Here is a 25,097-nt window from a genome sequence, read left to right as displayed (position 1 = left end):
GTGCCGCCGACTACAAGCCGAACACCCACGGCACCATCAGCACGGTGACCAGCATCACCAGCAGGGTGAAGGGCACCCCGATTTTGACGAAGTCGGCGAAGCGATACTGGCCGGGGCCCAGCACCAGGGTGTTGACCGGCGACGACACCGGCGTCATGAACGCCGCCGACGCCGCCAGGGCCACGGTCATGGCGAATGGGTAGGGCGACATGCCCAGCTGCTGCGCGGTGCTGACCGCTACTGGGGCCATCAGCACCGCCGTCGCGGTGTTGGAGATGAACAGGCCGATCAGCGCGGTAAGGGCGAACAGGCAGGCGAGGATCACGCTCGGCCCGGCGCCGCCGAGGGTACTGACCAAGGCGCCGACGGCCAGGTCAATGCCGCCGGTCTTCTGCAGGGCCAGGGCGAAGGGCAGCATGCCGACGATCAGCACCAGGCTCTGCCAGTGGATGGCGCGGTAGGCGCTGTTCATGTCGATGCACCGGCCGGCGCCCATCAGCAGGCAGCCGATCAAGGCGGCGATGACGTTGGGTACCAGGCCGCTGACCATCAACACGACCATCACCGCCAGGCTGATCAGCGCGTAGGGCGCGCGGGCGCGGGCCGGGGCGACCTGGTCGATCTCCGCCGGCAGGCTCAACACCAGGAAGTCGCGGGGCTTGCCCTGCAGCTGGCGCACTGCCTTCCACGGACCAACCACCAGCAGGGTGTCGCCCAGGCGCAGCTTTTCTTCCACCAGCTGCCCTTCGATCGCCTGCTGGTCGCGGCGCAGGCCGACCACGTTGAGGTCATAGCGGGTGCGGAAGGTCAGCTCGAGAAGGGTCTTGCCGATCAGTTGCGAGCCCGGAGGCAGCGAGATCTCGGCCATGCCCACTTCCTGGGACTGGTCGATGAAATAGGCCGCCTTGAAGTGCAGGGGCTCGAGCAGCATCGACTGGCACAGGCTGCGCAGGTCGTCGCGGTTTGCGAACAGGTCGAGCAGCAGCACGTCGTCTTGTTGCAGCAGGGTGCCGGAGTCGGCGGTGATCACCCGGGTGGTGAACTTGTGCTGGCGCTCGATGCCGATCACGTTGGCGCCGTGGCGGGTGCGCAGCTCCAGCTCGCCCAGGGTATGGCCGATCAGCGGCGAATGGGGGCGGATACGCAGGCGCCGCTCGCGGCCGCTGAGCTTGTAGTCCAGCACCAGGTCGAGCAGGGTGCGGCGGCTCTCGACGCGACCGTCCTTGCGCACCTCGCCGTTGAGCCAATGGCGGGTCAGCAGCATGTAGCCGATGCCCAGCACCAGCACCACCAGGCCGAAGGGCGTGAAACTGAAGAAGCCGAAGCCGCTTTCGCCGTGGCGCACCAGCTCGCTGTGCACCACCACGTTCGGCGGGGTCGCCACCAGGCTGAGCATGCCGCTGATCAGGCCGGCGAAGCTCAGCGGCATCATCAGCCGGCTGGGCGAGAGCTGCAGGCGCGCGGCGATGCTCAGCACCACCGGGATGAAGATCGCCACCACGCCGGTGGAGCTCATCACCGAGCCCAGGCCGGCCACTGCCACCATCAGCAGCACCAGCAGGCGCGCCTCGCTGTTGCCGGCGCGCTCGCTCATCCATTCGCCTATGCGGTAGGCGATGCCGGTGCGCACCAGCCCTTCACCGATCACGAACAGCGCGGCGATCAGCACCACGTTGGGATCGCTGAAACCGGCCAGGGCCTGCTCGATGGTGAGAATGCCGGACAGCGGCAGCGCGAGGATCACCAGCAGGGCGACCACGTCCATGCGCGGGCGGTTGATGATGAACAGGACGACGACGACGGCCAGCAGGCCTAGGACCCAGAGCAGCTCATGGTTCATGGGGAGGGGATGTTCCTTCACACAGGGGCACGAAAGGCGATGGCCCTAGTGTGGCAGCTTGACGCGAATGCGTCGTTGACGTGCTGCAGTGTTTTGCCGGGGGGTGACCAGGTGCGCGATGGCAGAGTGCTTGGGGGCGGATGTGTGGGAGCCAATTTTGTGGGAGCGGGCTTGCCCCGCGATGAAGCCAGCCTGGACAACATCACCGCCAGGTCAGCCGCCATCGCGGGGCAAGCCCGCTCCCACAAGGCCCGCAGGCTCGCCCGTGTTACTTGTTAGTGGCGATGCTTGTGCTTGCGGTTGTTGTCGCCCATGTGGTTGCCGATCGCGCCGCCCGCCGCGCCGCCCAGGCCCGCGCCGACGGTCGAGCCGGTGGAGCCGCCGAGCTTGCCGCCGATCAGCGAGCCGCCGGCCGAACCCAGGCCACCGCCGATGGCGGCTTCGGCACGGTTGCCCTTGCGTGCGCCCACCGCGCTGCCGGCCGCGCCGCCCAGGCCCGCGCCGATGGCCGCGCCGGTGCTGCCGCCGATCTGTTTGCCGACGACGTTGCCCAGGGCACCGCCCAGGCCGCCGCCGATGGCAGCGGTGCCGTCACCGGCGAAGGCGCCCTGGCAGAGCAGCAGGCCGAGGGCGAGGGAAGGCAGAGTCAGACGCATGTTGTGAACCTCAGGGGAATCATCAGGGGGAGGGTGCCGCGTGGTTGGCGGCGAGTCAGGGTTTGAAAGACGCTTCAGCGGTAGTAGCGGTCACGGTACTGGCGGTCGTCATCGTCACGGTCGTGGCGATGGTGATGACGGTGGCCGCGGTCACGGTCGCGCCAGCCGTCGTCATCGTCGTGGTAGTGGTTGCTGTAGCAGCCACCGAGCAGCAGCAGGGTGGCGACCATCGAAAGGCTTGCAAGGCGTTTCATCACGTTATAGGTCCTTGATCCGCAACGGTTTACGCGGTACCTCCTGTGACCTGTGGCGATCGATTTGGTTCTTTGCCGCGCAAACTTTTATCGCGGCGGCGATGAGCGGTAGCGGCGATTCCCCGGCCGGCCCGGCAGTGCTAGAGTCTGCTTCTTTTTTGTCCCGAGGATGGAACATGCGAGCAATTCTGCCGATCACCGTGGCGCTGCTGCTGGCGGGCTGTGCATCGTCGACCATGGAAGCGGCGCGCAACGGCTCGCCCACCGCACGCCTGGATTCGCACAAGACGCCCGACCTGGTCGCCCAGTGCATCCAGTTCAGCTGGCAGGAAGAGACCACCTTCGGGGTCGATGCCAGCGGCTACCTGGAGGCGCGCAAGCAGGGTGGGTTCACGGTGTATACCCGGGAGGCGGAGTCGTTCGTCGATGTCTACGCCCAGGCGGGAGGCACGCGGGTGGACTATTACGCGCAGAAGAATGACGGCGTGGCGTTGCAGCGCCGGGCGGCGGCGGCCACCTGTCTATAACTTGAAGCCAGGCCAGTGCAGGACTAGAACAGGCAAATCGACACCCTGTGGGAGCAACTGTCTTGCTCAATTTTTGGAGTCTGGCGCGATACCTGTGGGAGCTGGCTTGCCCGCGAACACCGGCGTAGCCGGTGCCAAGCACCGCGTCGGATTCTTCGCGGGTAAACCCGCTCCCACAGGGGGGCGCTGTGATGCTTACCCTGCCGCCCGCTCGGCAGTGATGTCCTCGAACACGCTGATCAGATGCTCCGGCTGCCCGTCGGCGCGACGTTCGAGTGAGGTGCGCGCCCGTACCCAGATATAGCGCCCGTCCTTGTGGCGCACGCGCTTCTGCACCTCGTAACGCTCGATCTCGCCGGCCAGCATGCGCTGCAGCAACGCCAGGTTGCCCGGCAGGTCGTCGGGGTGGGTGATCTGCTGGAAGGTCGTGCCGTACAGTTCGTCCTCGCGGTAGCCCAGCAGCTCGCAGAAGCTGCCGTTGACCCGCTGCCAGCTGCCATCCGGGTCGATATAGGCCAGCGCGCCCCAGGCCAGTTCGAAGATGGTGCGAAAACGCGCCTCGCTCTGGCGCAGCTCTTCTTCGGCGACCTTGCGCTCGGTGTTGTCCATGCTGATGCCGACCATCTTCACCGGGCGCCCGACGCTGTCACGCAGCACCGTGGCGCGCGAGGCGATCCAGCGCTGGCCGCCATCGGGGCGAGTGATGCGAAAATCGCATTCGCAGCCGGTGCCGTCGGCCACCGCCTGGGCATACATGCCCTGCATGTGGCGGGCGTCATCGGCGTGGATGTGTTCCCAGAAGTCCTCGTTGCGGCGCAGCGGCCAGCCATACACCGCCTCGACGTTGGGCGAGTAGGTCACCTCGTCGGTGACCAGGTTCCATTCCCAGGTGACGATGCGCGCGCCTTCCTGGGCCAGCTTCATGCGCGTCTCGCTTTCCATGATCTCGGCGGTGTAGCGGCGGCGCACGTCGGTCATTGGCAGCTCGACCACCTCGGCCTGCTGCACGTTGTGCAGGGCCTCCTCGCCGTAGCGCAGCCAGATCCAGTTGACCTTGAGCAGGTCGGCCAGGCGGCGCAGGTTGTCGTAGTCGATCTCGCCGCCGCGGGTCCACTTGTGCACCGCCGTGCGCGAGATCCCCAGCGCCGTGCCCACGGCCTGCAGGGTCAGCTTGTGGTGTTCGAGCAGTTCCTTGAGGCGAAAGGCGAAGCTGTTTTCGGTCATGGGCGCTGGATCCTTGGGCGGGCACGAAGCGGGCAGTATACCCGAGCCGTCAACTTCTGGTTGACGGGGTGGTTGCCGGGTTGGCGAGGGCCGGTTAACGTGGCGCCTGACTCACTCAGGACAGGGAAGCACCGCTATGAGCCGATCACTGGAACTCAATCGCGCCAGTTGGGACGAGCGCGCACCCTTGCACGCTGCCTCCGGGGACTACGAGGTCGAGCGCTTCGTCGCCGAGCCCGGGCACCTGTCCGAGGTGGTGCGCTTCGACCTGCCACGCCTGGGCGATATCCACGGCCTGCGCGCGGTGCATCTGCAATGCCATATCGGCACCGACACCCTGTCGCTGGCGCGCCTGGGCGCCGAGGTCTGCGGCCTGGATTTCTCTGCGGCGTCCCTGGCCCAGGCGCGCCAGCTGGCCGAGCGTTGTGGGGCGGGCATCGCCTATGTCGAATCGGACGTCTATCAGGCCGCGCAGGTATTGCCGGCGGGAGCTTTCGACCTGGTCTACACCGGCATCGGCGCGCTGTGCTGGCTGCCGAGCATCGAGCGCTGGGCGCAGACCGTGGCGACGTTGCTCAAGCCGGGCGGGCGGTTGTTCCTGCGCGACGGCCACCCGATGCTGATGGCCGTGAACGAGGACCATCAGGACTGCCTGCAACTGGAGTACCCGTACTTCGAGCGCGAGGCGCCGACGGTGTGGCACAGTGACGAGACTTATGTCGAAACCGACCAGGCACTGACCCAGACCGAAACCCATGAGTGGAACCATGGCCTGGGCGAGGTGATCACCGCGCTGCTGAACAACGGCCTGCGCATCACTGGCCTGGAGGAGCACCAGAGCATCCCCTGGGAAGCGCTGCCGGGGCAGATGACGCTGGGCGATGACGGCGAGTGGCGCCTGAACGAGGCGCCGTGGCGGTTGCCGCTGAGCTATACGTTGCAGGCGATCAAGGGATAGATCCGCGGGTTGCGCCATCCCTGTAGGAGCGGCCTTGTGCCGCGAAAGGGCTGCAAAGCAGCCCCGCGATCTTTGCATCAGCGCTGAAATCCTGGGGCTGCTGCGCAGCCCTTTCGCGGCACAAGGCCGCTCCTACACAGGGCGTGCGTGGATCCGGATCAGGACAGGAACCCACCATCGACATTGAGCGCGGTGCCGGTGGTATAGCTGGAGGCATCGCTGGCCAGGTACAGCACCGCGCCGGCCATCTCGCTCGGGTCGGCCACGCGCTTGAGCGGGATTTGTTGCAGCGCGGCGTTGCGGATGCTGTCGTTCTTCACCAGCGCCGAGGCGAACTTGGTGTCGGTCAGCCCCGGCAGCAGGGCGTTGCAGCGGATGCCGAACTGCGCGCACTCCTTGGCGAAGACCTTGGTCATGTTGATCACCGCCGCCTTGGTCACCGAGTAGATGCCCTGGAACAGCCCGGGCGAGACACCATTGATCGAGGCCACGTTGATGATGCTGCCGCCGCCGTGCTCGCGCATCAGCTTGCCGGCCTCCACCGACATGAAGAAGTAGCCGCGGATGTTGACGTCGACGGTCTTCTGGAACGCCCCCAGGTCGGTGTCCAGGACATTGCAGAACTGCGGGTTGGTGGCGGCGTTGTTGACCAGGATATCGAGACGGCCGAACTGCTCGCGGATGCCGGCGAACACCTGCTGGATCTGCTCCATCTCGCCGATGTGGCAGGCCACCGCGGTGGCCTTGCCGCCGGCGGCGACGATCGCTTCGGCCACCTGCTGGCAGCCGTCGAGCTTGCGGCTGGAGACGATCACATGGGCGCCCTGCTGGGCCAGCAGGTGGGCGATGGCTTCGCCGATGCCGCGGCTGGCGCCGGAAACGAAGGCGATCTTGCCGTCGAGGTCGAACAGGTGGGTCTTGGACATGCGCGTATTCCTTGTTGTCTGCCGAAGTTACAGGCTGGATTTGCCGATCAGTTGCAGGCTCATCTGCTCCAGCAGCCGGTTCATGTGGATGAACTGGGCGAAGCGCTTGTCCTGGGTCTGGCCGTGGAAGAAGCGGTAGTAGATCTGCTGGACGATGCCGGCCAGGCGGAACAGGCCGTAGCAATAATAGAAGTCGAAGTTGTCGATGCGGATGCCGGCGCGCTCGGCGTAGTAGTCGACGAACTGCTGGCGAGTAAGCATGCCGGGGGCGTTGCTCGGCTGGCGGCGCATCAGTTGCACCGGCGCCGGGTCGCCGGCCTCGATCCAGTAGGCCAGGCTGTTGCCCAGGTCCATCAGCGGGTCGCCGATGGTGGCCATCTCCCAGTCCAGCACGCCGATGATGCGCATCGGGTTGGCGCTGTCGAGGATGACGTTGTCGAAGCGGTAATCGTTGTGCACGATGCCCGGGCGCGGATGGTCGGCGGGCATCTTCTCGCGCAGCCAGGCGATCACCTGCTCCCAGCGCGGCGCGTCGGGGGTCAGGGCTTTTTCGTAGCGGCTGGCCCAGCCTTCGACCTGGCGCTGCACATAGCCTTCCGGCTTGCCCAGGTCGGCCAGGCCGCAGGCCTGGTAGTCCACCTGGTGCAGCTCGACCAGGCGGTCGATGAAACTCTTGCACAGGGCTTCGGTGCGGCCGGCGTCCAGGTCCAGTTCGGCGGGGATGTCCGAGCGCAGGATGATGCCGTTGACCCGTTCCATTACATAGAACTCGCCGCCGATCAGCGACTCGTCGGTGCAGTGCACGTAGGCCTTGGGGCAATAGGGGAAGCCAGCGTTGAGCTGGTTGAGGATGCGAAACTCACGGCCCATGTCGTGGGCCGACTTGGCCTTGTGGCCGAATGGCGGGCGGCGCAGCACGAACTCCCGGTCCGGATAGCTGACCAGGTAGGTCAGGTTGGAGGCGCCGCCGGGGAACTGGCTGATGCTCGGCGTGCCCGCGAGGCCGGGAATGTGATCCTTGAGGTACGGATCGATGACGGCCGCGTCGAGTTCTTCGCCGGGGCGTACCTGGGTGGACTGGTCGGTGAGCGTCATGCGATTTCCTTATGATCAGTAGCAAGGACTATTGGCTAATCTAATTTCCTGTCAAAGCTGGTACAAGCGTGCCAGACGTTTATTGGCCTGGGTGTTGCCGGGCGATCAATGGCCCTGATGGGCGGGCCTTGCAGCGGGCAAAAAAAAACCGAAGCCCGTCAGGCTTCGGTTTTTTCATTGGCGATTCGCCGCGCCGATCAGGACGGGAACAGCTCGCTGAGCTTCATCGACAGCATCATGTCGCCTTCGACGCGCAGCTTGCCGCCCATGAAGGCCTGCATGCCGTCGGTGTCACCGCTGACGATGCCCTTGAGGGTTTCGCTGTCCATCACCAGGGTGCAGTTGGCATCGGCGTTCTCGCCTTCCTGGATCTCGCAGGTGCCGTCCTTGACCAGCAGGGCGTAGTGCTTGTCTTCGTCGGTGATGTTGAAGCCGAACACCAGGTCCAGGCCGGCGGCAGCGGATGGGTTGAATTTTGCCTTCATCGCCTCGACGGCTTTAGCTACATCGCTCATGGTGTATTCCTTGTTAAGTGATATTCGCGTCCGCAGGGACACAACAGACCGGGCTCATCGGTAGGTGACGAGCTCCGGCAACCGCAACAGCCGCACATGGGCTTGGCTGTTGAAGGAAGCCAGGGTGACGTCGCGGCCACGGAACTTCAGGTGGCTGAGCGACGTGTTGATGATCTGCCAGTTCAGGGTGAACGCCTGAGCCGGCGTGATTCCGCTTACCAGGTGCAGCAGGGCGGCGATGGTGCCGCCGGAGGTGAACAGGGCGATGTTGTCGCCGCTGGCCGCGCTGTCGAGCAGGCGCCGCAGGCCATCGCCGACCCGGCCGGTGAAGGCCTGCCAGGTTTCCAGGTGTTCGTCGTGGGCATGTTCGCCGTCGTGCCAGCGCTGCACCATCAGGGCGAACAGGCGCTGGAACTCGCCGCGGTGCTGGGCGCCGTTGCGCAGCACATGCAGGGCCTCGGGCTCTTCGGGCAGCAGGGCCGGGAGCAGGGCGCGGATCACGCCGTCGGCGTCGAACTCATTGAAGGCCGCGTCGGTCTCTATGGCCGGGGCTGCTTCGCCATGGGCCTGCAGCGCGTCGAGGGCCAGGCGGGCGGTGTCCTGCTGGCGCCGCAGGGTGCCGGCCACGCAACGGTCCAGGCGCAGGCCCAATTGGGCGAAGTGCTCGCCCAGTGCCTGGCTCTGACGCTCGCCGACCGGCGAGAGCACGTCGTAGTCGGCGGCACCAAAGGAGGCTTGCCCATGTCGGATCAGGTAGAGATTGCCCACGTTGAAGTCCGGCCCGGTTGGAGGTTGCTGCGAGGTTAGGTTGCCCCAGGCGGGCTGTCAACGAAAAAACATACAAGCGTTTGAAAAGGTCGTTTGAACTGTGTTGCCAGCATTTTCACCGGCTGGCAGCGGCCCTGGCGCCCCGGTATGCTTGCATCCAGTTCGCGCCGTTGCGGCGCTGGTTTATCAAGGAGTCAATGTGGAGTTTCTTGCCGAATACGCAAGCTTTCTCGCCAAAACCGCCACCCTGGTGATCGCCATCCTGGTGGTGCTGTCGGCCATCGCCGGCCTGCGTGGCAAAGGGCGGCGCAAGCCGGGCGGGCAATTGCAGGTTACCCGTCTCAACGAGTTCTACAAGGAGCTGCGCGAGCGCCTTGAGTCGGGCCTGCTCGACAAGGCCCAACTCAAGGCCCTGCGCAAGCAGCAGGCCAAGGCGGAAAAACAGCAGAAGAAAAAGCCCGAGGACAAGCGCCGGGTGTTCGTCCTCGACTTCGACGGCGACATCAAGGCCTCGGCCACCGAGAGCCTGCGCAACGAGATCACCGCACTACTGACCCTGGCCACCCCGCGTGACGAGGTGGTGCTGCGTCTGGAGAGCGGCGGCGGTATGGTGCACAGCTACGGCCTGGCGGCTTCGCAACTGGCGCGCATCCGCGAGGCCGGTATCCCGCTGACCATCTGCATCGACAAGGTTGCCGCCAGCGGCGGCTACATGATGGCCTGCATCGGCGAGAAGATCGTCAGTGCGCCGTTCGCGGTGCTGGGCTCGATCGGCGTGGTGGCGCAGATGCCCAACGTCAACCGCCTGCTGAAAAAGCACGACATCGATTTCGAGGTTCTGACCGCCGGCGAATACAAGCGCACCCTGACCGTGTTCGGCGAGAACACCGACAAGGGCCGGGAGAAGTTCCAGGAAGACCTGGACATCACCCACCAGCTGTTCAAGGACTTCGTCGCCCGCTACCGCCCGCAGCTTCATATAGACGAGGTGGCCACTGGCGAAGTCTGGCTGGGCATCGCCGCGCTCAATCGCCAGTTGGTCGACGAACTGGGCACCAGCGACGAGTACCTGAGCCGCAGCGCCCGCGAGGCCAATGTGTTCCACCTGCGCTTCGCCGAGCGCAAGAGCCTGCAGGAGCGTATCGGCGTGGCCGCCAGCGGGGCAGTGGAGAACACCCTGGTCGGTTTGTGGAGCAAACTCGGGCGTCTGCGCTAACACCTTGAACCCCTTGAAGATTTTTTTCTTCAAGGGGGTTGCAAGGTGCATCGAATGCCGACATAATGGCGTCCATCGAAACGCAGCTGACTTGAAAAAGCCCAGCGGTTTCAAGGAGATAGCGAAAGCTGACTCCGACTTTGAGGCCGAGTAGCAAAGTGGTTATGCTCCGGATTGCAAATCCGTCTACGCCGGTTCGATTCCGACCTCGGCCTCCACCATTCGAAACCCCGCAGATCTAGGTCTGCGGGGTTTTTCTTTGTGCGCAGAAAATGCCAAGAGTTCCGAAACAAAAGGCATGGAGTTCCGAAACTTCAACCCTTCGAGGGCTTGGCGATCGCACCGACTCGACGGTAAACGCGCTCGGTGATTCCCTCTTTCCGGTACACCGGAGCATGTCGATCAGCGAATCCACTCAAGCGCGGTGGATGCGTCGAAGTTCACTGAATAAAAACCTCAAAATACTGGTTGAATATACAGTATTCGTGTGGCATAATTTCCTACATCAGCGACAGGTCTGAGGTTGGTGAAACCTCATCACCCCTGATCTTCGCCAGAGGACCTCGAGTCTCGAACCATCGCCCATGAGCGCCATACGCCCAATACAGAGGCCTGAACTTAAATCAGCTCAGTAACGGAGTTTAAAATGGATAACGCAAACTCGGCGTCTCAAACCCTGCAAGATCTTTGGACTCAAGTAGACCCGGTGGAGAACACCGGCATGCTTAGGCGCGTGGTTTTTGCGCAAGGCAAGTTTTATGCGGCTGGTGGCAACGGTCTTCCCACAACCACTCAGCTCATCAGCGGAGACGCAACTGGTACAGCGTGGACCAAGCTCAAGGGCGCCGTCACCTCTGATAGCGGAAAGGTCCTCAACGAGCTGTACTGGAACGGTCTTGGGACAACGCTTCAAGGCCTTTCTCAATCCGGCAATGTGGTCCACGGCAGCATTGCACGCCCTTTAAATGATTGGACAGACCTTACGGCAGCTGCTCGCGCGTATGTAGACTTGCATGGCATTGTGTATTATCAGCCAATTTACGGCGACATCGCGACCTGGATACTGGTTGGGTCTAACGGTAAAGTCTTTTCCCGTTATGAGGATTGGTCAGGCACGGTGGAGCGCACTACGACCTTCACTTCTAGCGAGACTGTGCACTGCGTCAACGTCATTGGCGTTTTTGTGTTGATTGCGGGATCGAATGGGAAGCTGCTTAGCGCTGTGAAGATGCCAACGGGTAATCCGCAATCATTCGCGACCAGAACCAGCACCTTCGGCACTAGCACCATCCTTTCCATGAAGCTTTGCAACGGGAAAATGTTTATCGTTGGTGCGGATGGCAAGATGGCATATTCATCCGATGGGCTTAGCTGGACTGCTGTTGAAGATACCAGTTTCGGTGGAACCATCATCCGCGACATTGCTTACGGTAATGGCAAGTATGTAGCTGTCGGCGACGGCGGCAAGACAGCCGTTTCCGAGGATGGGATCGGCTGGGTTCAGCAAGCCAACACTTTCGCAGGAACCGATATCCGGAGCGTCGCCTACGGCAACGGCAATTTTGTAGCTGTTGGTGCAGCCGGCAAGATTGCTTACTGGACTCCATGATCTTCTATCTCCTTGCGTAATGGAGCCCAGCCGTCGCGCTGGGCTTTTTCATTTCTGATTCAGGCTCGCCACAGCCAGGGTGGCCCTTCGGGGGATGCCTGGACGTGCGGCGAGACTGGTTCAGTTGGGTGCCAGCGCTGCAAGCCCATTGGCGGACAAGCTGGAAGATTGGCAAAACCCCGCAGATCTGTGGCTGCGGTTTTTTAATGCCTGCGAATTGTTCGTCGCCCCGCCATCTGGGACAATCGTGGGCCACGAAGGAAAGTGTGCGACCGCCGGTAGATCCGCTGTGAGCTTCTACTGGTTATTCAAGGATGAAACGCAATGAAAAAGCTCAAAGAACTGGACGCCGCAGCCACCCGTTACCTGAGCAGGTACTCCCGCAAGCAGTTTTTCTCGATTTTCGTTGTGATTACGGCGATCAACTATTGGTGCGCCTACAACGTAGAGGGATACAAATCGATCTGGCTGGCAATGATCGGCGGCTGGTTCTTCGGTATGACCTTCGCGCCGTTCCACGCTAAAAAAGGCCAATCCTGAAGGCGGCTACCGGGTAGCATCCGGGGTGGGGGTACGGGCGGCCAGCGTGGGACAGCAAGCGGCCTGGATCAGCCGCGTCTGCGCAGCCATTCATCCGCAACTTCCCCCATGGTGGCAGGCGCTGCGCTCTTGATCCAGGCCATGAAGGCGCGGTCGAACTTGAAGGCCTCGCCACATTCACCGACCAGGAACCGCCGGACCTTCTGTGTGTTCCGGTAGTGCCGGTCCAGTGGGGTGGCGCGGGTGATCGGTCCAGCATGCCAGTCGAAGCTCATCTTCATTCCCTTGGATGGCTGTGATCCCAGGAGCGTAGCATTGTCGGCGGCTGCGCGGGCGTGCCCTGACCTGATGGTCTGTGCCGTCTCATTAAGCCAGGCGGCTTGCCAGAAGCTCGATGAATGCACGCACCTTGACCGGTCGAAAGCGAGCCGTCGGGAAGACCGCATGGATCTCGCCTCGGGGCAGCGACCATTGCGGCAGGACCTCGATCAGCCGGCCTGCTTGCAGGTCTGGTTCCGCCACATAGTCCGGAAGGACCGATAGCCCGGCCCCGAGCAGCGTGGCTTCGCGCACCGCCAAGGTGGCGTTGAGCGACAGGCTGGCTTTCATCTCCACTGTTTCGCGCTGCGTGGCGTCCTTGGCAAATACCCACCGGGTCGGTTCTCGCAGCGCCAGGTTCGCCACGATCGGCAACTCGGCCACCTCCGCTGGGGCCTGCAGTTTGTCCGCTCGCGCTTGCCACTGAGGGCCGGCCACCAACCGTTGCGCAAACTCGCCGATTCGCCGGGCCTGCAGATGTTGCTCGGTAATCCAGCCAACGCGAATGGAAAGGTCCAGATCGTTGGCGCCCAGGTCCAGGGTCTGGTCGCTGAAGTGTGCCTCGACCTTGCACTGCGGATATCGCTGCGAGAATGCGGTGATGGCCGGCACCACGACACCGATGCCGTAATCGAAAGGGGCGGTCAGGCGTAGGGTGCCCGTCGGCTCGCTGGCCGCTTCGGACAATTCCTCGAAAGCCTCTTCAGCTTCTTTGAGGATCAATGCACAGCGGTGATAGAACTGTTGGCCCGCCTCGGTGGTGCGGACTTTGCGCGTGCTGCGAACCAGCAGTGTGGTACGACAGTCGCTTTCCAGCCGCGCTACCTGTTGGCTGACCACGGCCTTGGTGATGCCGAGGCGCTCTGCTGCTGCGGTGAAGGAGCCGGTTTCGACCACTGCGGTGAAGTACGCAAGCCTGTTCAGGCTGGAAGCGCCGGTCATTGATATATCCTTTAATGTATGTTTGTAGCATACAGTGTGTTTATTTCGTATGCGTTTAAATGTCAATTCGCTCGCTATAAGATTCGAGGCATTCCATTCAAGGCGTTTCACCATGAACAAGACCCTGGTTTACCTCTTCGACCCACTGTGCGGCTGGTGCTACGGTGCAGGAGGACCGCTGCCTCGGGTTCTCGAATCCACGGGCCTCGCGTTGCGCCTGATACCGACGGGGCTGTTTTCCGGCAGCGGTGCTCGCGCCATGGATGATGACTTTGCGGCCTACGCCTGGAGCAACGACCAACGCATCGAGCGGCTGACCGGGCAGGTCTTCAGTGAGCGCTATCGCGACCAGGTACTCGCCGACCGCCTTCAGGCGTTCGACAGTGGTCCGTCTACCCTGGCGCTCAGCGCAGTGAACCTGACTGCGCCTGAGCGCGAGTTCGAAGCGCTCAAGGCGATTCAGGCGGCGCGCTATGTCGATGGCCTGGATGTGACTCGACTGGAGACGTTGGCAGCTGTGCTGGCGAACCTGGGCTTGAATGCCGCCGCCGAGCGGCTGACGCGCCCGGATTCGGCTTTGCTGCAGGCTAATGACGATCGTGTGGGGCAGGGGCGTGCCTTGCTGGGTCGCGTGGGCGGCCGAGGCGTTCCGACATTTGTCCTGCAAGAAGCGGACGATGCCCTGCAGTTGTTACCTGCCAGCGCTATCTTTTCAGATCTTCAGGCCTTCATTCGCGAGCTGAACGTGGGGGTAAAGCCATGAGCAAGAGCAACCTGGACATCATCCGAGCCTCGTACGAAGGCTCAGCCGAACAGAATGGCCAGAACCTGCTGGCGGCGCTGGCAGCGGACGTGACCTGGACCGAGGCGGCCGGTTTCCCTTATGCCGGTACCTATGTCGGCCCCCGGGCGATCATGGAGGGTGTGTTCCATCGCCTGGCCACCGAATGGGATGGCTACCAGGCCAAGGTGCATACCTATGTGGCCGAGGACGACCGAGTTGCCGCCTTTGGCGTTTACTCGGGGACCTATCGCAAGACCGGGAAGGCGATGACGGCTACCTTTGCCCACCTGTACCGGCTGAACAACGGCAAGATCGTCAGCATGGAGCAATACGTCGACAGTGCGCAGGTCAACGCGGCGCTCACCTGAGGTCGCTGTCGGTTCCAGGCGCAGGCCGCTGCAGGGCGGCCTGCGCCGACTGGCAATTACTTGCCCGAAGCGTCCTGCTCGACCACCAGGTCCAGCACATAGACCTGCGACGGGGCGTCGGCCGGCGGGTTCTTCCATTCGTATTGCTTCACGCGCAGCACGGTGCGCACGCCGTCACGGTGCTCGAAGCCCTCGATGGACTGGTACAGCGGGTGCCAGCTGTCCTGGGTCGCCAACTGCAGGCCGGCGTCGTCATAGCGACGCTCGCGCACTTGCAGGCACTGGTAGTTGGGGATCAGTGGATGGCTGCACTTGACGGTCTTGGCGGCCACTTCCAGGAACTTGATCTCGCCCTTGCTGCCGTAGCGGGTCTCCGGGGTGGCTTCACCCTGGAACTTCAGCACAGAGCCGTCCTGGGTGGTCAGTTGCAGCATCGGCTCCCCGGCATCGTCGGATAGGGTGGTACGCAGGTCGCCCTTGAACAGGCGCCCGACCTGGGCGTCCAGTTCCATCAGGGGCTTGTCGCAGGCCTTCAGGGTCGAGGCCAGTGATTGCACCTTCAGTACGCCGTCCTGGTAGGAATAGCCGCCGAACTGGTTGTTGCAGCCGCCGCTGATGTTCAGCTTGCGTTCGGCGAAGTTCAACCGCAGTTTGCCCTCGATGCCTGGGGCCATGGCGGTGATGGGCTTGCCCGACGCATCGTTGGCCGCTACCAGGTTCCAGTAGTAGGCCGAGAGGTTGGGCTGGGTGGCGCTGGATGCGGCAGTGGCGGGCATGGAAGGCGTCCCTTCATGGGAGGTGGAAGCCGGGGCACATGCCTGGAGCAGGGCGGCGCAGACGGCAACGAGGAGAATGTTCTGTTTCATGGTTCGCTCTTTCAGCCTTGAAAAATGAGGGCGGCATCCTCGACAGGTGGGATGCGCGCGCCGGTAAACCGGGATATCGAGGCCGTTTCAGGATCGCTTCGCGATGTGGACCTTGCCACGTCTGTGAGCGCTATCGGACGGCCTCGGCAGTAACCGATGGCAATGGGACAGCATCAATCCCATTGAGTTTCATCGACGGGGTGGCCGGCAAGTGTTGCCAGATTTTGCAGCACAGCCAGCGCCCTCTAGACCTGCGGACCTTTGCAGGGGTATCCACTCATTTTCGCGGCCTGCAGCGCCCGCTCGCTGGTCAAGGGCTTGAGTGCTCCCGCAGCGTAGCCGTTCTTGATGTAAAGAAAATAGTTGCCCTTCAGATCGTGGAAGATCCGGTACACATCGGCAGCTCTATGGGGGGTTGGCAGCGTGACGTTGTCGACCACCAGTTCATAGCCGTCGATACCCAGGTTGCCCAGCCTGGTCGTGAAGTCTGCTTCGAAGGCTGCGCGCCAGCGATTGCGCTCGAAGGTGCATGCCCAGAAGAGGGCGATCAGTAGCAATAGCCCCGCGCACAGGAAGGCTATGTCGGTGAGCAGTTTCAGCATGTCGTTCCTTTGACCTGTGGTCCTTCAATACCGGCTGGATGCCACTTTACCAAGTCGCAACGGTAATATGCGCGCCCGCCGTGGTGCCGATAGGCCTGATTGCTCAAGCAGGGTCATGGCGAAGCCCCATGTCGTTGTCATGGTCTAGGATTGCACAGACCCCAATCTTCAGAGGCAAGCAGCGATGAGCAAACGCCGCACAGTCATTGCCACACTGACATCCATCGCACTGGTACTGGCGCCCTGCATATCTTTCGCCGACCCGGGTAATGGCAAGGGGCACGGCAAGGGGCAATCCCAGCAGAACCATGGCAACCAAGGGGCGGGCAAGCACGATGGCGGTCATGGCGGTCCCGTGATCGACCGGGGCGATGTGCTCGGTATCCTGGGTGGGCACCGCGACTACTGGAGCCCGGGGCCTGCATTGCCTCCCGGCATCCAGAAGAACCTGGCGCGTGGCAAGCCGTTGCCCCCAGGCATCGCCAAGAAGCTCGATGGCCGGTTGCTGGGCCAGCTGCCGCGTTATGACGGTTATGAATGGATGCAGGCGGGTGTCGACCTGATTCTGGTGGCAGTCGCCACGGGGGTGATCTACGAAGTACTCAACGGCGCTTTCGACTAGCGCGCAGGCAAAGAAAAGGCCCGCTGGGGAGGGCGGGCCAAGTGTTTCACGGATGAGTCATTACCTTGGCACGGCAGAGGTGAAAAAGTTGTCAATTGGCGCGCTCTGGTTTGTACGGAAAGCGCAAAAAAGAAAACCCGCCAAAAAGGCGGGTTGAACAGAACGTATCGAAGCCAGGTCAGTCTGCCTGGGCGTTTGTCAGAATTTCGTGAAGGCCATCCGGGTAATCGTGCAGTAAACGTTACTGAGTTTTTCATAAGTCCGGCGAACGTTCCCCGGCAACGGCTCCCGAGCCTCTAACGGTGCAGCAGCTCCAGCTGGCTGATCACGCAGACAGACGCATCCGTGGACGGGGTGTCATCGCTGAAGTCTACCTGGTTGTAGACACCGCCATGGAAGTTGAAGGTGTGGTCCCGCCAGCCCGAGGTCATCTGCAGCAGGCCGGAGTCGCCGCTGCGGCCGTTGCAGGCAGCGGTCACCGTCGCGGCCCTGGCCGCAGAGACTTCGAGGGTGATGTCGAAGGGTGTGCCCAGGGGTACATCGACGAGGAGGGTGCTGTTGGTCGGCGTCGCCTGGTTGAAGTCCCGGCGAAAGCCGAGGGTGATCTTGCCCTTGTTCCAGAACACCTTGATCGCCGGGCTGTCGTCGTCTTTCACATGCAGCTGCGCGATCACCACCTTCTGTGCCGAGTTGACCTGCTCCAGCACCATGCGCTGGTGGCTGAAATGTCGGCTGGCGCTGCTCATGGCCCAATAGGTGGCCTCCTTCCACTCGCAGCGGGTTCGATGGGTACTCTTGCTCGATGCGCCCTTGGTCGGGGCGGTCATGCGCACTGCGCCACTGCTCAGCCGGCTCACAACCTGGGGCAGGCTGGCGAGGGCCTGGGCGCCGGTGACCTCCAGGGCCACAGGGTTGGTAGCGGATTTGGGCACCGGGGTGGTAATGATCAGTTGGTCGATGTTCACGGCCATGGGGAAAGCTCCTTGGTGAAAAAGATCCTGCACCCATGCGAGCGCTGAAATGACGGGCGGTTCAGTGGTGCGGGGGAGGGCCGGGCAAAAAAAGCCCGCCAGGGCGGCGGGCAAAGAACGTTTTTGAAGGGAGAGCCTGCACCATGCGCCTTGTCGGTTAAGCCGGGGTTAAGCGCCGCGAGGATTGACCGCCCGCGTCGATGCGCCTATACAGGCGTGCCGTTGTTACCGGAGCCTGCGATGCACGACGAAGACGATCTGCCCGAACCCGAGCACGACCACCTGCTCGACCCTGAATTCCACGAAGACTTCGACCCCGAGGCGGACGCCTACGGGGCGCTGGACGAAGTCGAGGAGGACGAAGAGTCACTCGACGACTTCGATGATGAAGATGACCATCCGGCCTGGCACGACGACTGCGATGATTGAAATCACCGCAGTCGCGTTCAGCGACGGTCGAGGGAGAAGCGCCCGGCGCCGGTGAGGGCCAGCAGCAGCAACCCGCCGACAATGGCGAGGTTCTTCAGGAACTGGGTCATGTTGGCGCTGCGCTCGGGCTCGACCATGTTCCAGAACGGGTGCCCGAGCAGCGCGGTGCCCAGCACGAACAGGGCGAACAGCAGGGCCAGCGGGCGAGTGTAGAAGCCCAGGATCAGCAGGATGCCGACCAGCAGCTCCATGATCACGGCAACGGCCGCCGCCAGCATGGGCGCGGGCGCGCCGAGAGAGGTCATGTAGCCGACCGTGCCTTCGAAACCGCTCAGCTTGCTCCAGCCGGAGAGCACGAACAGGATCATCAGCAGGATGCGGGCGAGCAGCAGGATGACGTCGCGTTGACCGTCGAGCAGGCTATAGCGCATGGCGGCGCTCCAGTGGACAGTGACAGGTTCCACTCTAGCAGCTGCGCGGCGGTTTTCCGGCGGGCATGAAAAAGGCGCCGCAAGGGCGCCTCGATCGACAGAAGATGGTGCGAGTGGCGGGACTCGAACCCGCAAGGCTCACGCCGACAGATTTTAAGTCTGCTGTGTATACCAATTCCACCACACTCGCGCGATTGACCGGCATGCTTCATAGCAGCAGGGCCCAGGCAATCAGGCGCGCTTTATAACCCATTGTTATAGGAGCGTCAACCGGCCACAGGGTTCAGGGCCTGATGCTACGGGCGATTTCACGCATCTCGCAGGCCGAGTGGTGCAGGTCATCGACATGTCCGTCCATGGCCTGGGCATCGGCCTGGTGGATCGAGTGGCGCAGGAACCGCGCATGACCATCCAGGGCCTGGCACAGTTGGTCGAGTTCGCCGGCGCTGCGCACCAGGTCGTCCTGCAGGCCTTGCATGCGAAGGTTCGAAGTCATGTCGCTTCCTTGTGAAATCGGGGCGCAGCCACTATAGGTCAATTGACAGGATGCCGCCATTACGCCACTGTCCAGGCATTGGATCCAACGGGTTGTATCGCCATGTCATCGCGTTCCCCCGACCCAGAGGCAATCCGGCGTGTGCGCCCGAAGCTGTTCTGGCGTCTGCTGTTCCTGCTTGTCTGCCTGCTGGCGGCATTCTTGTACGCCGGTTTCATGAGCCTGGGCGGCTACCTGCTGATGCTCGGGCTCGATCAGGAGCACCCAGAACCACAGCGCGTGCTGGCATTGGGCGGCGGGGCGTCGATCCTGCTGCTGGGGTTGTGGCTGTTGAAGGTGGCGATGCCGCGCCGGCTGGTGCCGACGGTGGTGGAGCGCGAGCACTGACGATCGTCGCCTGAAGGGCTGTGTCGGCGGGACTTTTGACTACGCTCAATATGTCCTTTCGCGGTGCTTGTGGAGCTTGCATGGTGTCGACAGACCGCCCCACCCATTCGGTGATGCCCGAAGCGCGCTACGAGCAGTTGGTCCAGGCAGTGGTGGACTACGCCATCTACATGCTCGATCCGACCGGCCATGTGGTGTCGTGGAACGCGGGTGCGCAGCGGATCAAGGGTTATCGCGCCGACGAGGTGATCGGCCGGCATTTCTCGTTGTTCTTTACTGACCAGGACCGTGCCGAAGGCCGTCCGCAACAGCTGCTGCACCAGGCCTTGGAAGAGGGCAAGGTGCAGGACGAGGGCTGGCGCGTGCGCAAGGACGGTACGCAGTTCTGGGCGCTGGCGGCGCTGGATGTGATCCGTGACGAAACTGGCGAGGTCATCGGCCTGGCCAAGGTCACCCGCGACATCACCGACCGCCGCGAGTCCGCCCTGCAACTGGACGCCATGCGTGCGCAGCTGTTCCAGGCGCAGAAGCTCGAGGCCCTGGGGCAGTTGACCGGCGGCCTGGCCCATGACTTCAACAATCTGCTGACCATCATCCTCAGCTCTGCCCGGCTGGCCTCTGGCAGCCAGGACCCGGCACGGGTACGACGCCTGCTCGAGCATATTCTTGATGCCGGCGAGCGCGGTACCCAACTGACCCAGCAACTGCTCAGTTTTGCCCGGCATCGGCAACTGAGCATCACCCGCATCGCCCCGGCCCAGATGGTCGACACCACCTGCGGGCTGGCGGAGCACGCGCTGCCCAGGGACATCGAACTGCTGCCGCAGGTGCAGCCGGACCTGCCGCTGATCGAGGTGGACGCCGGGCAGTTGCAGATGGTCCTGCTCAACCTGGTGTTCAACGCCCGCGACGCCATCGCGGCGACCGGGCAAATCCACCTGGCAGTCGAAAGGGTTCGCCTGGCCGGCGAGGTGGAGGGGCTGCATGGGCACTTCGTGCGTTTCGATGTGCGTGATGACGGGCAGGGCATCGACCCTCAGGTGTTGCCGCGCATCTTCGAGCCGTTCTTCACCACCAAGGCCTTCGGCAAGGGCACCGGCCTGGGGCTGAGCCAGGCCTATGGTTTCGCCCGCCAGAGTGAGGGCGCGATCAGCGTGTCCAGCCGCCCTGGCGAAGGCACCTGCATGAGCCTGTACCTGCCCGCCCGAACGGGCGACGATACGCCTGCGAGCGAGGGATAGACGACCATGGTCGAGCAACTCAAGCGACTGGCCACCGGCATCGAAGGGCTCGATGCGCTGCTCAAGGGCGGGCTGGTGGTCGGCGCCTCCTACATCGTCCAGGGGCACCCGGGCTCGGGCAAGACCATCCTCGCCAACCAGCTGGCCTGCAACCATGTGCGCGACGGTGGCCGGGTGCTGGTGGCGACCCTGCTCAGCGAGTCCCATGAGCGCCTGTTCCAGTACCTGTCGACGCTGAGTTTCTTCGACCCGGCGCTGGTCGGTGACAGCATCCAGTTCGTCAGCGCCTTCGACACCCTGGAGCAGGATGGCCTGGATGCGGTGGTCAGGCTGTTGCGCCAGGAGATTGCCCGGCAGCAGGCCACCTTGCTGGTCGTCGATGGCCTGCTCAACGCACGCTCGCGGGCGGAAACCAGCCTGGACACCAAGAAGTTCGTCTCCGAGCTGCAGGGGCATGCGGCGTTCGCCGGTTGCACGGTGCTGTTGCTGACCAGTGCCCGGCTGGAGGAGGGCAGCCCCGAGCACACCATGGTCGATGGCGTGATCGAGCTGGGCGAGCACTTGGTCGGCAGTACCGCGGTGCGGCATGTCCAGCTGCGCAAGACCCGCGGCAGCAGCGCGCTATCCGGGCGCCACGAATGCCAGATCGATGAGTCGGGGTTGCAGGTCTATCCGCGCCTCGAAGCGCTCTACAGTCGGCCCAGCCAGCAGGATGCGCAAACCCTGGCGCGGGTCGCCACCGGGGTCGCCGACCTGGACGGCATGCTCGGTGGCGGGCTGGCCGAGGCCTCGGTGAGCCTGCTGATGGGACCCTCCGGTGTGGGCAAGACGGCCTTGGGCATCGCGTTTCTCGCCGCTTCGACGAAGGCCGCGCCGGGCCTGCATTTCGGTTTCTACGAGACGCCGGCGCGGCTGCGCTTGAAGGCTTCTGCACTGGGCTTTGAGCTGCCGGCGCTGGAGCGCGAGGGGGCGGTGCAACTGAGCTGGCAGCCGACCACCGAAGGCCTGCTGGACCAGCTCGGCGCCCGTCTGCTGGCGCAGGTCGAGGCATTGGGTGCGCGGCGCGTGGTGATCGACAGCCTGGGCGCCTTCGGCCGCCTGGCGCTGGAGCCTGCCCGCCTGAACGCGTTCTTCCGCGCGCTGACCGGCGAGCTGCGCGCCCGCGGCGTCACGGTGCTGCTGACCTGGGAGATGCGCGACATCTTCGGTTCGGAAATCACCGCGCCGGCCCCGGACCTGTCTAGCATCGTCGACAACCTGATTCTCATGCGCTTCGCCGAGCTTGATGCACAACTGCACCGTGCCCTGTCGATCATCAAGGTGCGCGACAGCGACCACGATCCGGCCCTGCAGGCGTTGAGCCTGGGACCGAAGGGCATCAGCCTGGCGCGGGCGTTCGATGGCGCCAGCGGCGTGCTCAGCGGCTCGGCGACAACGCCAGGAGACCGCTGATGGGATGAACAGCATCCTGATCGTCGATGACGAGTACCTGATCGCCGATATCCTGGGTTTCGCCCTGGAGGACGAGGGCTACCTGGTGGAAAAGGCCAGCAATGGGCGCAAGGCCCTGGAGGCCCTGAAAGAAAAGCGCGTGGACCTGGTGATCACCGACTACATGATGCCGGTGCTCAATGGCGAGGAGTTGCTCAACGCAATTCGTGAAGAGCTGCAGCTGGCGGACTTGCCGGTGATTCTCATGAGCGGTGCCCAGGCCAGCCAGGGTCGGGCCTGCCCCGGAAGGTTCGCGGCGGTGTTCGACAAGCCATTCGACATGGACCGAATGATCGCCACGGTGCGCGAGCTGCTCGGCACCTGAGGTTCGGGAGAGGCTCCCCGCATGGGCGGGCAATCGATCAGGCGCATCCGTGCGGCATGATGCGTTGGCTTGGGATTACTCGTCGTTGCTCTTTTCCGGCGCCGGGCTGCCGGCCTGGATCCGCTTGTAGATCTCTTCACGGTGCACCTGGACATCCTTCGGTGCATCGATACCGATCCTCACCTGCATCCCCTTGACGCCCAGAATGGTGACTTTGATGTCGTCGTCGATGACGATGCTTTCGCCAACCTTGCGTGTGAGTATCAGCATGTAGTTCTCCTTGGTGATGTAGAAAACCGCCGAGCCTGATGGTCTGCGGTGGGAGCCTGTCCCTCTTCCTTCTCATTAAAGACGCTTTCGGCGGATAGTAATTCCCCGACAGACAAATTCTGTTATCGATCTTTAGTTGCAGGTGCCAGTGGGGGTGCTACGCATTCCACTGGCCAAGGTGCTCGGTGGCAAGGATAGGGTGCTTGGCGCCATATGGGAAATTTCTCTGCTCGATGAACTAAATAGTGGGGCTCAATGATCGTTCTGGCCCTGCAGGGCCTGGAGGAAGCGCAGCAGCGACACTTCCTCGAGTTCCAGGCCCTTGCGCGCCCGTGCGCGGGGCAGGTCCGCCAGGCGTCCGAGCTGGAAGTGTTCGAGAACCGCGGGATGGATGTAGCAGCGCCGGCACACCGCGGGTGTGTTGCCCAGGCGCGCCGCCACCTGGCGGACGGTGTCGGCGACCTGGCGCCGCGCTTCGCTATCCGGCTCCCAGGCCAGTGGCCGTAGCAGGCTCAGGGCCAGGCTGCTGCCGGCCCAGGTGCGGTAGTCCTTGGCGGTGAAATCGGCGCCGGTCAGTTGCTGGAGGAACTGGTTGACCTCGGTCGAGCCGATGCCATGGCGCTGGCCCTGGTCGTCCAGATACTGGAACAAGGCCTGGCCGGGCAGCTCCATGCAGCGCTTGACCAGCCCGGCCAGACGCCGGTCGGTCAGGGTGACGTTGTGCTCGACCCCGCGCTTGCCGCGGAACTGGAAGCGGATTCGGCTGCCCTTGACCTGCACATGGCGGGTATTGAGCGTGGTCAGCCCGTAGGAGCGGTTGTCACGCAGGTACTGGCGGTTGCCGATGCGGATCAGCGTGCTGTCGAGCAGGCTGATCACCAGCGCCATGACCTTCTCCCGGCCCAGCCCCGGGCAGGCAAGGTACCTGTCCAGTTGCTTGCGCAGCCTTGGCAGCGTTTCGGCGAAGGCCAGCATGCGTCCGTACTTGTGCTGGTCGCGCAGCTCGCGCCATTGCGCGTGGTAGCGGTACTGCTTGCGCCCCCGGGCATCCCGTCCGGTGGCCTGCAGGTGCCCCTGCGGGTCGGCGCAGATCCATACATCGGTGTAGGCCGGCGGGATCACCAGGGCGGCGATGCGCGCCAGGGTGTCGGTATCGCGTACCCGCTGGTTGCCGGCGTCGAAATACTGAAAACCATCGCGCCAGCGCCGCCGGGTCAGGCCGGGCTGGCTGTCATCGACGTAGTGCAGGGCGGCAGGCAGCGGGCAGTCGGACATGGGCGCGGTCCATCAAGGGCACTGTTGCTGCAATGGACAGCGTCCGTTGCTGCATTGCTCAACCCAGCAGCGCCACCGACTTGATCTGCGCCCACAGCATCTGGCCCGGCTGCACCGCGAGCTGGTCCGCCGAATAGCGGGTGATGCGCGCCAGCAGGGCGTTGCCGGCGGCATCCAGGCTGACCAGCACATGGGCCGGGTTGTCCGCCGGGCGGCACTCGCGGACCCGCACCGGCAGGCGGTTGAGGATGCTCGAGGCGCTGTCTGCGGTCAGTGCCAGGCTGACATCCCGGGCTTGTACCTTGAGGCGCAGGGTGCTGCCCATGTGCAGCCCGGGGTGGGCGATGCGCAAGCACTGGCCGTCACCGCCGGGCAGGCGCAGCTCGAACAGCTGGTAATGCGGGTCGTGGCCCACCACCACGCCTTCGAGCACCACGCCGGCATCTTCGCCCTGGGCCAGGGGCAGGTCGAGGCGCGCCAGGGTCTGGCCGATCGGCCCGCTGGCCACGGCCTTGCCCTGTTCGAGCAGGACCAGGTGGTCGGCCAGGCGCGCCACTTCGTCCTGGGCATGGCTGACGTAGATCAGCGGGATATCCAGTTCGTCGTGCAGGCGCTCCAGGTACGGCAGGATCTCGCGCTTGCGCGCGCTGTCGAGCGCGGCCAGCGGTTCGTCCATCAGCAACAGCCGTGGGCTGCTGAGCAGGGCCCGGGCGATGCCGACCCGCTGCGCCTCGCCACCGGACAGGGTCGCCGGCTTGCGCGCCAGCAGGTGGCCGATGCCCAGCAGCTGGCAGGCCTGTTCCTGGCTGATCTTGCGCGCCTCGGGGGCGATGCGGCGCCAGCCGAACTCGAGGTTGCCGCGCACCGACAGGTGCGGGAACAGGCTGGCTTCCTGGAACACGTAGCCGACCGGGCGTTGGTGCGGCGGGGTGAAATGCCCGCGTGCGCTGTCCTCCCAGACCTCGCCATTGACCTCGATGTAGGCGCTGGTGGCTCGCTCCAGGCCGGCCAGGCAGCGCAGGCACGAGGTCTTGCCCGAGCCGGAGTGGCCGAACAGGGCGCTGATGCCGCGTCCGGGCAGGTTCAGGTCGACGTCCAGGGTGAAGTCGTCGCGCGCCAGTTTCAGGCGCGCCTGTATCGATGCACTCATG

General features: G+C 63.8%; 31 protein-coding genes and 2 tRNA genes. 14 read left to right on the top strand and 19 right to left on the bottom strand.

The features are described from left to right. Positions 1 to 10: 10 nt before the first annotated feature. The 3 genes from LU671_RS10340 to LU671_RS10330 all read right to left on the bottom strand — a co-directional run bounded on the left by LU671_RS10340 (position 11) and on the right by LU671_RS10330 (position 2,750). Positions 11 to 1,840, bottom strand: a complete 1,830-nt coding sequence (locus tag LU671_RS10340; protein WP_232855616.1) for an SLC13 family permease — start codon at positions 1,838 to 1,840, stop codon at positions 11 to 13. Between the two features lie 275 nt (positions 1,841 to 2,115). Next, positions 2,116 to 2,496 (bottom strand): glycine zipper domain-containing protein, encoded by a 381-nt coding sequence (locus tag LU671_RS10335; RefSeq protein ID WP_203652278.1) that lies wholly within the window; start codon positions 2,494 to 2,496, stop codon positions 2,116 to 2,118. Positions 2,497 to 2,570: 74 nt separating this feature from the next. Next, positions 2,571 to 2,750 carry a hypothetical protein gene (locus LU671_RS10330; protein WP_046855050.1) on the bottom strand — a complete coding sequence of 60 codons (180 nt, stop codon included), beginning with the start codon at positions 2,748 to 2,750 and terminating at the stop codon, positions 2,571 to 2,573. Between the two features lie 176 nt (positions 2,751 to 2,926). On the opposite strand from LU671_RS10330, the gene LU671_RS10325 reads away from it, so the two are divergent. Then, entirely contained in the window at positions 2,927 to 3,277 is a 351-nt protein-coding gene (locus tag LU671_RS10325; RefSeq protein ID WP_232855615.1) for a hypothetical protein, read from the top strand. Between the two features lie 195 nt (positions 3,278 to 3,472). Here the strand turns inward: LU671_RS10325 and LU671_RS10320 are convergent, their stop codons facing one another. Further along, the gene (locus LU671_RS10320) at positions 3,473 to 4,501 is read right to left on the bottom strand and encodes a PAS domain-containing protein (RefSeq protein ID WP_232855614.1); all 1,029 of its coding nucleotides are present in this window, start codon (positions 4,499 to 4,501) and stop codon (positions 3,473 to 3,475) included. Positions 4,502 to 4,637: 136 nt separating this feature from the next. On the opposite strand from LU671_RS10320, the gene LU671_RS10315 reads away from it, so the two are divergent. Continuing rightward, positions 4,638 to 5,459 carry a class I SAM-dependent methyltransferase gene (locus tag LU671_RS10315; protein WP_232855613.1) on the top strand — a complete coding sequence of 274 codons (822 nt, stop codon included), beginning with the start codon at positions 4,638 to 4,640 and terminating at the stop codon, positions 5,457 to 5,459. Between the two features lie 158 nt (positions 5,460 to 5,617). On the opposite strand, the gene LU671_RS10310 is transcribed toward LU671_RS10315, so the two are convergent. The 4 genes from LU671_RS10310 to LU671_RS10295 all read right to left on the bottom strand — a co-directional run bounded on the left by LU671_RS10310 (position 5,618) and on the right by LU671_RS10295 (position 8,763). Further along, entirely contained in the window at positions 5,618 to 6,385 is a 768-nt protein-coding gene (locus LU671_RS10310; protein ID WP_046856224.1) for an SDR family oxidoreductase, read from the bottom strand. Between the two features lie 27 nt (positions 6,386 to 6,412). Continuing rightward, entirely contained in the window at positions 6,413 to 7,480 is a 1,068-nt protein-coding gene (locus LU671_RS10305) for a phosphotransferase family protein (RefSeq protein WP_186715188.1), read from the bottom strand. A 197-nt stretch (positions 7,481 to 7,677) separates the two neighbouring features. Next, positions 7,678 to 7,995: an SCP2 sterol-binding domain-containing protein gene (locus LU671_RS10300; protein ID WP_203652286.1), complete on the bottom strand. Its 318-nt coding sequence runs from the start codon at positions 7,993 to 7,995 to the stop codon at positions 7,678 to 7,680. Positions 7,996 to 8,049: 54 nt separating this feature from the next. Next, positions 8,050 to 8,763 (bottom strand): histidine phosphatase family protein, encoded by a 714-nt coding sequence (locus tag LU671_RS10295; RefSeq protein ID WP_232855612.1) that lies wholly within the window; start codon positions 8,761 to 8,763, stop codon positions 8,050 to 8,052. Between the two features lie 199 nt (positions 8,764 to 8,962). On the opposite strand from LU671_RS10295, the gene sohB reads away from it, so the two are divergent. The 4 genes from sohB to LU671_RS10275 all read left to right on the top strand — a co-directional run bounded on the left by sohB (position 8,963) and on the right by LU671_RS10275 (position 12,128). Beyond that, on the top strand, positions 8,963 to 9,979 hold the full coding sequence (gene sohB, locus LU671_RS10290; protein ID WP_232855611.1) for a protease SohB: 1,017 nt from the start codon (positions 8,963 to 8,965) through the stop codon (positions 9,977 to 9,979). Positions 9,980 to 10,123: 144 nt separating this feature from the next. Further along, positions 10,124 to 10,197: transfer RNA gene (locus LU671_RS10285), tRNA-Cys, on the top strand. A gap of 428 nt (positions 10,198 to 10,625) precedes the next feature. Further along, positions 10,626 to 11,588: a hypothetical protein gene (locus tag LU671_RS10280; protein WP_232855610.1), complete on the top strand. Its 963-nt coding sequence runs from the start codon at positions 10,626 to 10,628 to the stop codon at positions 11,586 to 11,588. A 324-nt stretch (positions 11,589 to 11,912) separates the two neighbouring features. Continuing rightward, positions 11,913 to 12,128, top strand: coding sequence for a hypothetical protein (locus tag LU671_RS10275; protein ID WP_028692450.1), 216 nt, complete (start codon positions 11,913 to 11,915; stop codon positions 12,126 to 12,128). A gap of 68 nt (positions 12,129 to 12,196) precedes the next feature. Here LU671_RS10275 and LU671_RS10270 read toward each other — a convergent pair whose 3' ends face one another. Both LU671_RS10270 and LU671_RS10265 read right to left on the bottom strand, forming a co-directional pair. After that, positions 12,197 to 12,403, bottom strand: coding sequence for a DUF6434 domain-containing protein (locus LU671_RS10270; protein ID WP_198742680.1), 207 nt, complete (start codon positions 12,401 to 12,403; stop codon positions 12,197 to 12,199). A gap of 91 nt (positions 12,404 to 12,494) precedes the next feature. Then, on the bottom strand, positions 12,495 to 13,388 hold the full coding sequence (locus LU671_RS10265; protein WP_232855609.1) for a LysR family transcriptional regulator: 894 nt from the start codon (positions 13,386 to 13,388) through the stop codon (positions 12,495 to 12,497). A 112-nt stretch (positions 13,389 to 13,500) separates the two neighbouring features. On the opposite strand from LU671_RS10265, the gene LU671_RS10260 reads away from it, so the two are divergent. Then, on the top strand, positions 13,501 to 14,151 hold the full coding sequence (locus tag LU671_RS10260; protein ID WP_232855608.1) for a DsbA family protein: 651 nt from the start codon (positions 13,501 to 13,503) through the stop codon (positions 14,149 to 14,151). Beyond that, on the top strand, positions 14,148 to 14,540 hold the full coding sequence (locus LU671_RS10255) for a nuclear transport factor 2 family protein (RefSeq protein WP_232855607.1): 393 nt from the start codon (positions 14,148 to 14,150) through the stop codon (positions 14,538 to 14,540). The genes LU671_RS10260 and LU671_RS10255 overlap by 4 nt, the downstream gene beginning before the upstream one ends. A 56-nt stretch (positions 14,541 to 14,596) precedes the next feature. Here LU671_RS10255 and LU671_RS10250 read toward each other — a convergent pair whose 3' ends face one another. Together LU671_RS10250 and LU671_RS10245 are read right to left on the bottom strand one after the other, a co-directional pair. Continuing rightward, on the bottom strand, positions 14,597 to 15,316 hold the full coding sequence (locus LU671_RS10250; RefSeq protein ID WP_232855606.1) for an META and DUF4377 domain-containing protein: 720 nt from the start codon (positions 15,314 to 15,316) through the stop codon (positions 14,597 to 14,599). Between the two features lie 335 nt (positions 15,317 to 15,651). Further along, positions 15,652 to 16,008, bottom strand: a complete 357-nt coding sequence (locus LU671_RS10245; protein WP_203652295.1) for a hypothetical protein — start codon at positions 16,006 to 16,008, stop codon at positions 15,652 to 15,654. Positions 16,009 to 16,192: 184 nt separating this feature from the next. Between LU671_RS10245 and LU671_RS10240 the strand changes: the two genes are divergently transcribed. Beyond that, positions 16,193 to 16,630, top strand: coding sequence for an anti-virulence regulator CigR family protein (locus LU671_RS10240; RefSeq protein ID WP_046856214.1), 438 nt, complete (start codon positions 16,193 to 16,195; stop codon positions 16,628 to 16,630). A gap of 296 nt (positions 16,631 to 16,926) precedes the next feature. On the opposite strand, the gene LU671_RS10235 is transcribed toward LU671_RS10240, so the two are convergent. Continuing rightward, entirely contained in the window at positions 16,927 to 17,601 is a 675-nt protein-coding gene (locus LU671_RS10235; RefSeq protein WP_232855605.1) for a polysaccharide lyase family 7 protein, read from the bottom strand. 240 nt (positions 17,602 to 17,841) lie between these two features. On the opposite strand from LU671_RS10235, the gene LU671_RS10230 reads away from it, so the two are divergent. Then, complete coding sequence (locus LU671_RS10230; RefSeq protein WP_050706261.1) at positions 17,842 to 18,030, top strand: hypothetical protein; 189 nt, start codon at positions 17,842 to 17,844, stop codon at positions 18,028 to 18,030. 17 nt (positions 18,031 to 18,047) lie between these two features. Here the strand turns inward: LU671_RS10230 and LU671_RS10225 are convergent, their stop codons facing one another. From LU671_RS10225 to LU671_RS10215, 3 genes are all read right to left on the bottom strand, one after another. Next, positions 18,048 to 18,461: a DoxX family protein gene (locus LU671_RS10225; RefSeq protein ID WP_028692439.1), complete on the bottom strand. Its 414-nt coding sequence runs from the start codon at positions 18,459 to 18,461 to the stop codon at positions 18,048 to 18,050. A 105-nt stretch (positions 18,462 to 18,566) separates the two neighbouring features. Next, positions 18,567 to 18,651: transfer RNA gene (locus tag LU671_RS10220), tRNA-Leu, on the bottom strand. A gap of 93 nt (positions 18,652 to 18,744) precedes the next feature. After that, a complete protein-coding gene (locus LU671_RS10215) occupies positions 18,745 to 18,957 on the bottom strand; it encodes a hypothetical protein (RefSeq protein WP_203652297.1) in 213 nt (70 codons plus the stop codon). A 102-nt stretch (positions 18,958 to 19,059) separates the two neighbouring features. Here LU671_RS10215 and LU671_RS10210 point away from each other — a divergent pair, with 102 nt between their 5' ends. The 4 genes from LU671_RS10210 (at position 19,060) to LU671_RS10195 (ending at position 22,401) form a co-directional block, all read left to right on the top strand. Beyond that, complete coding sequence (locus LU671_RS10210) at positions 19,060 to 19,344, top strand: hypothetical protein (RefSeq protein ID WP_203652298.1); 285 nt, start codon at positions 19,060 to 19,062, stop codon at positions 19,342 to 19,344. 80 nt (positions 19,345 to 19,424) lie between these two features. Further along, the gene (locus LU671_RS10205; RefSeq protein WP_203652299.1) at positions 19,425 to 20,585 is read left to right on the top strand and encodes a two-component system sensor histidine kinase NtrB; all 1,161 of its coding nucleotides are present in this window, start codon (positions 19,425 to 19,427) and stop codon (positions 20,583 to 20,585) included. Positions 20,586 to 20,591: 6 nt separating this feature from the next. After that, a complete protein-coding gene (locus tag LU671_RS10200) occupies positions 20,592 to 22,037 on the top strand; it encodes an ATPase domain-containing protein (protein WP_203652300.1) in 1,446 nt (481 codons plus the stop codon). A 4-nt stretch (positions 22,038 to 22,041) separates the two neighbouring features. After that, positions 22,042 to 22,401, top strand: a complete 360-nt coding sequence (locus LU671_RS10195; protein WP_203652301.1) for a response regulator — start codon at positions 22,042 to 22,044, stop codon at positions 22,399 to 22,401. Between the two features lie 75 nt (positions 22,402 to 22,476). Here the strand turns inward: LU671_RS10195 and csrA are convergent, their stop codons facing one another. The 3 genes from csrA to modC all read right to left on the bottom strand — a co-directional run bounded on the left by csrA (position 22,477) and on the right by modC (position 25,096). After that, complete coding sequence (csrA, locus tag LU671_RS10190) at positions 22,477 to 22,671, bottom strand: carbon storage regulator CsrA (protein ID WP_023628788.1); 195 nt, start codon at positions 22,669 to 22,671, stop codon at positions 22,477 to 22,479. 252 nt (positions 22,672 to 22,923) lie between these two features. Further along, entirely contained in the window at positions 22,924 to 23,946 is a 1,023-nt protein-coding gene (locus tag LU671_RS10185; RefSeq protein ID WP_203652302.1) for a DNA topoisomerase IB, read from the bottom strand. A 58-nt stretch (positions 23,947 to 24,004) separates the two neighbouring features. Further along, positions 24,005 to 25,096, bottom strand: coding sequence for a molybdenum ABC transporter ATP-binding protein (gene modC, locus LU671_RS10180; RefSeq protein WP_232855604.1), 1,092 nt, complete (start codon positions 25,094 to 25,096; stop codon positions 24,005 to 24,007). Position 25,097: the final 1 nt, after the last annotated feature.

Origin of the sequence: Pseudomonas sp. NMI760_13 (assembly GCF_021283245.1) — a bacterium.
GTDB classification, from domain to species: domain Bacteria; phylum Pseudomonadota; class Gammaproteobacteria; order Pseudomonadales; family Pseudomonadaceae; genus Aquipseudomonas; species Aquipseudomonas peradeniyensis.
The sequence above is the reverse complement of the archived record's forward strand: the minus strand, read 5'-3'. Positions and strand labels throughout refer to the sequence as shown.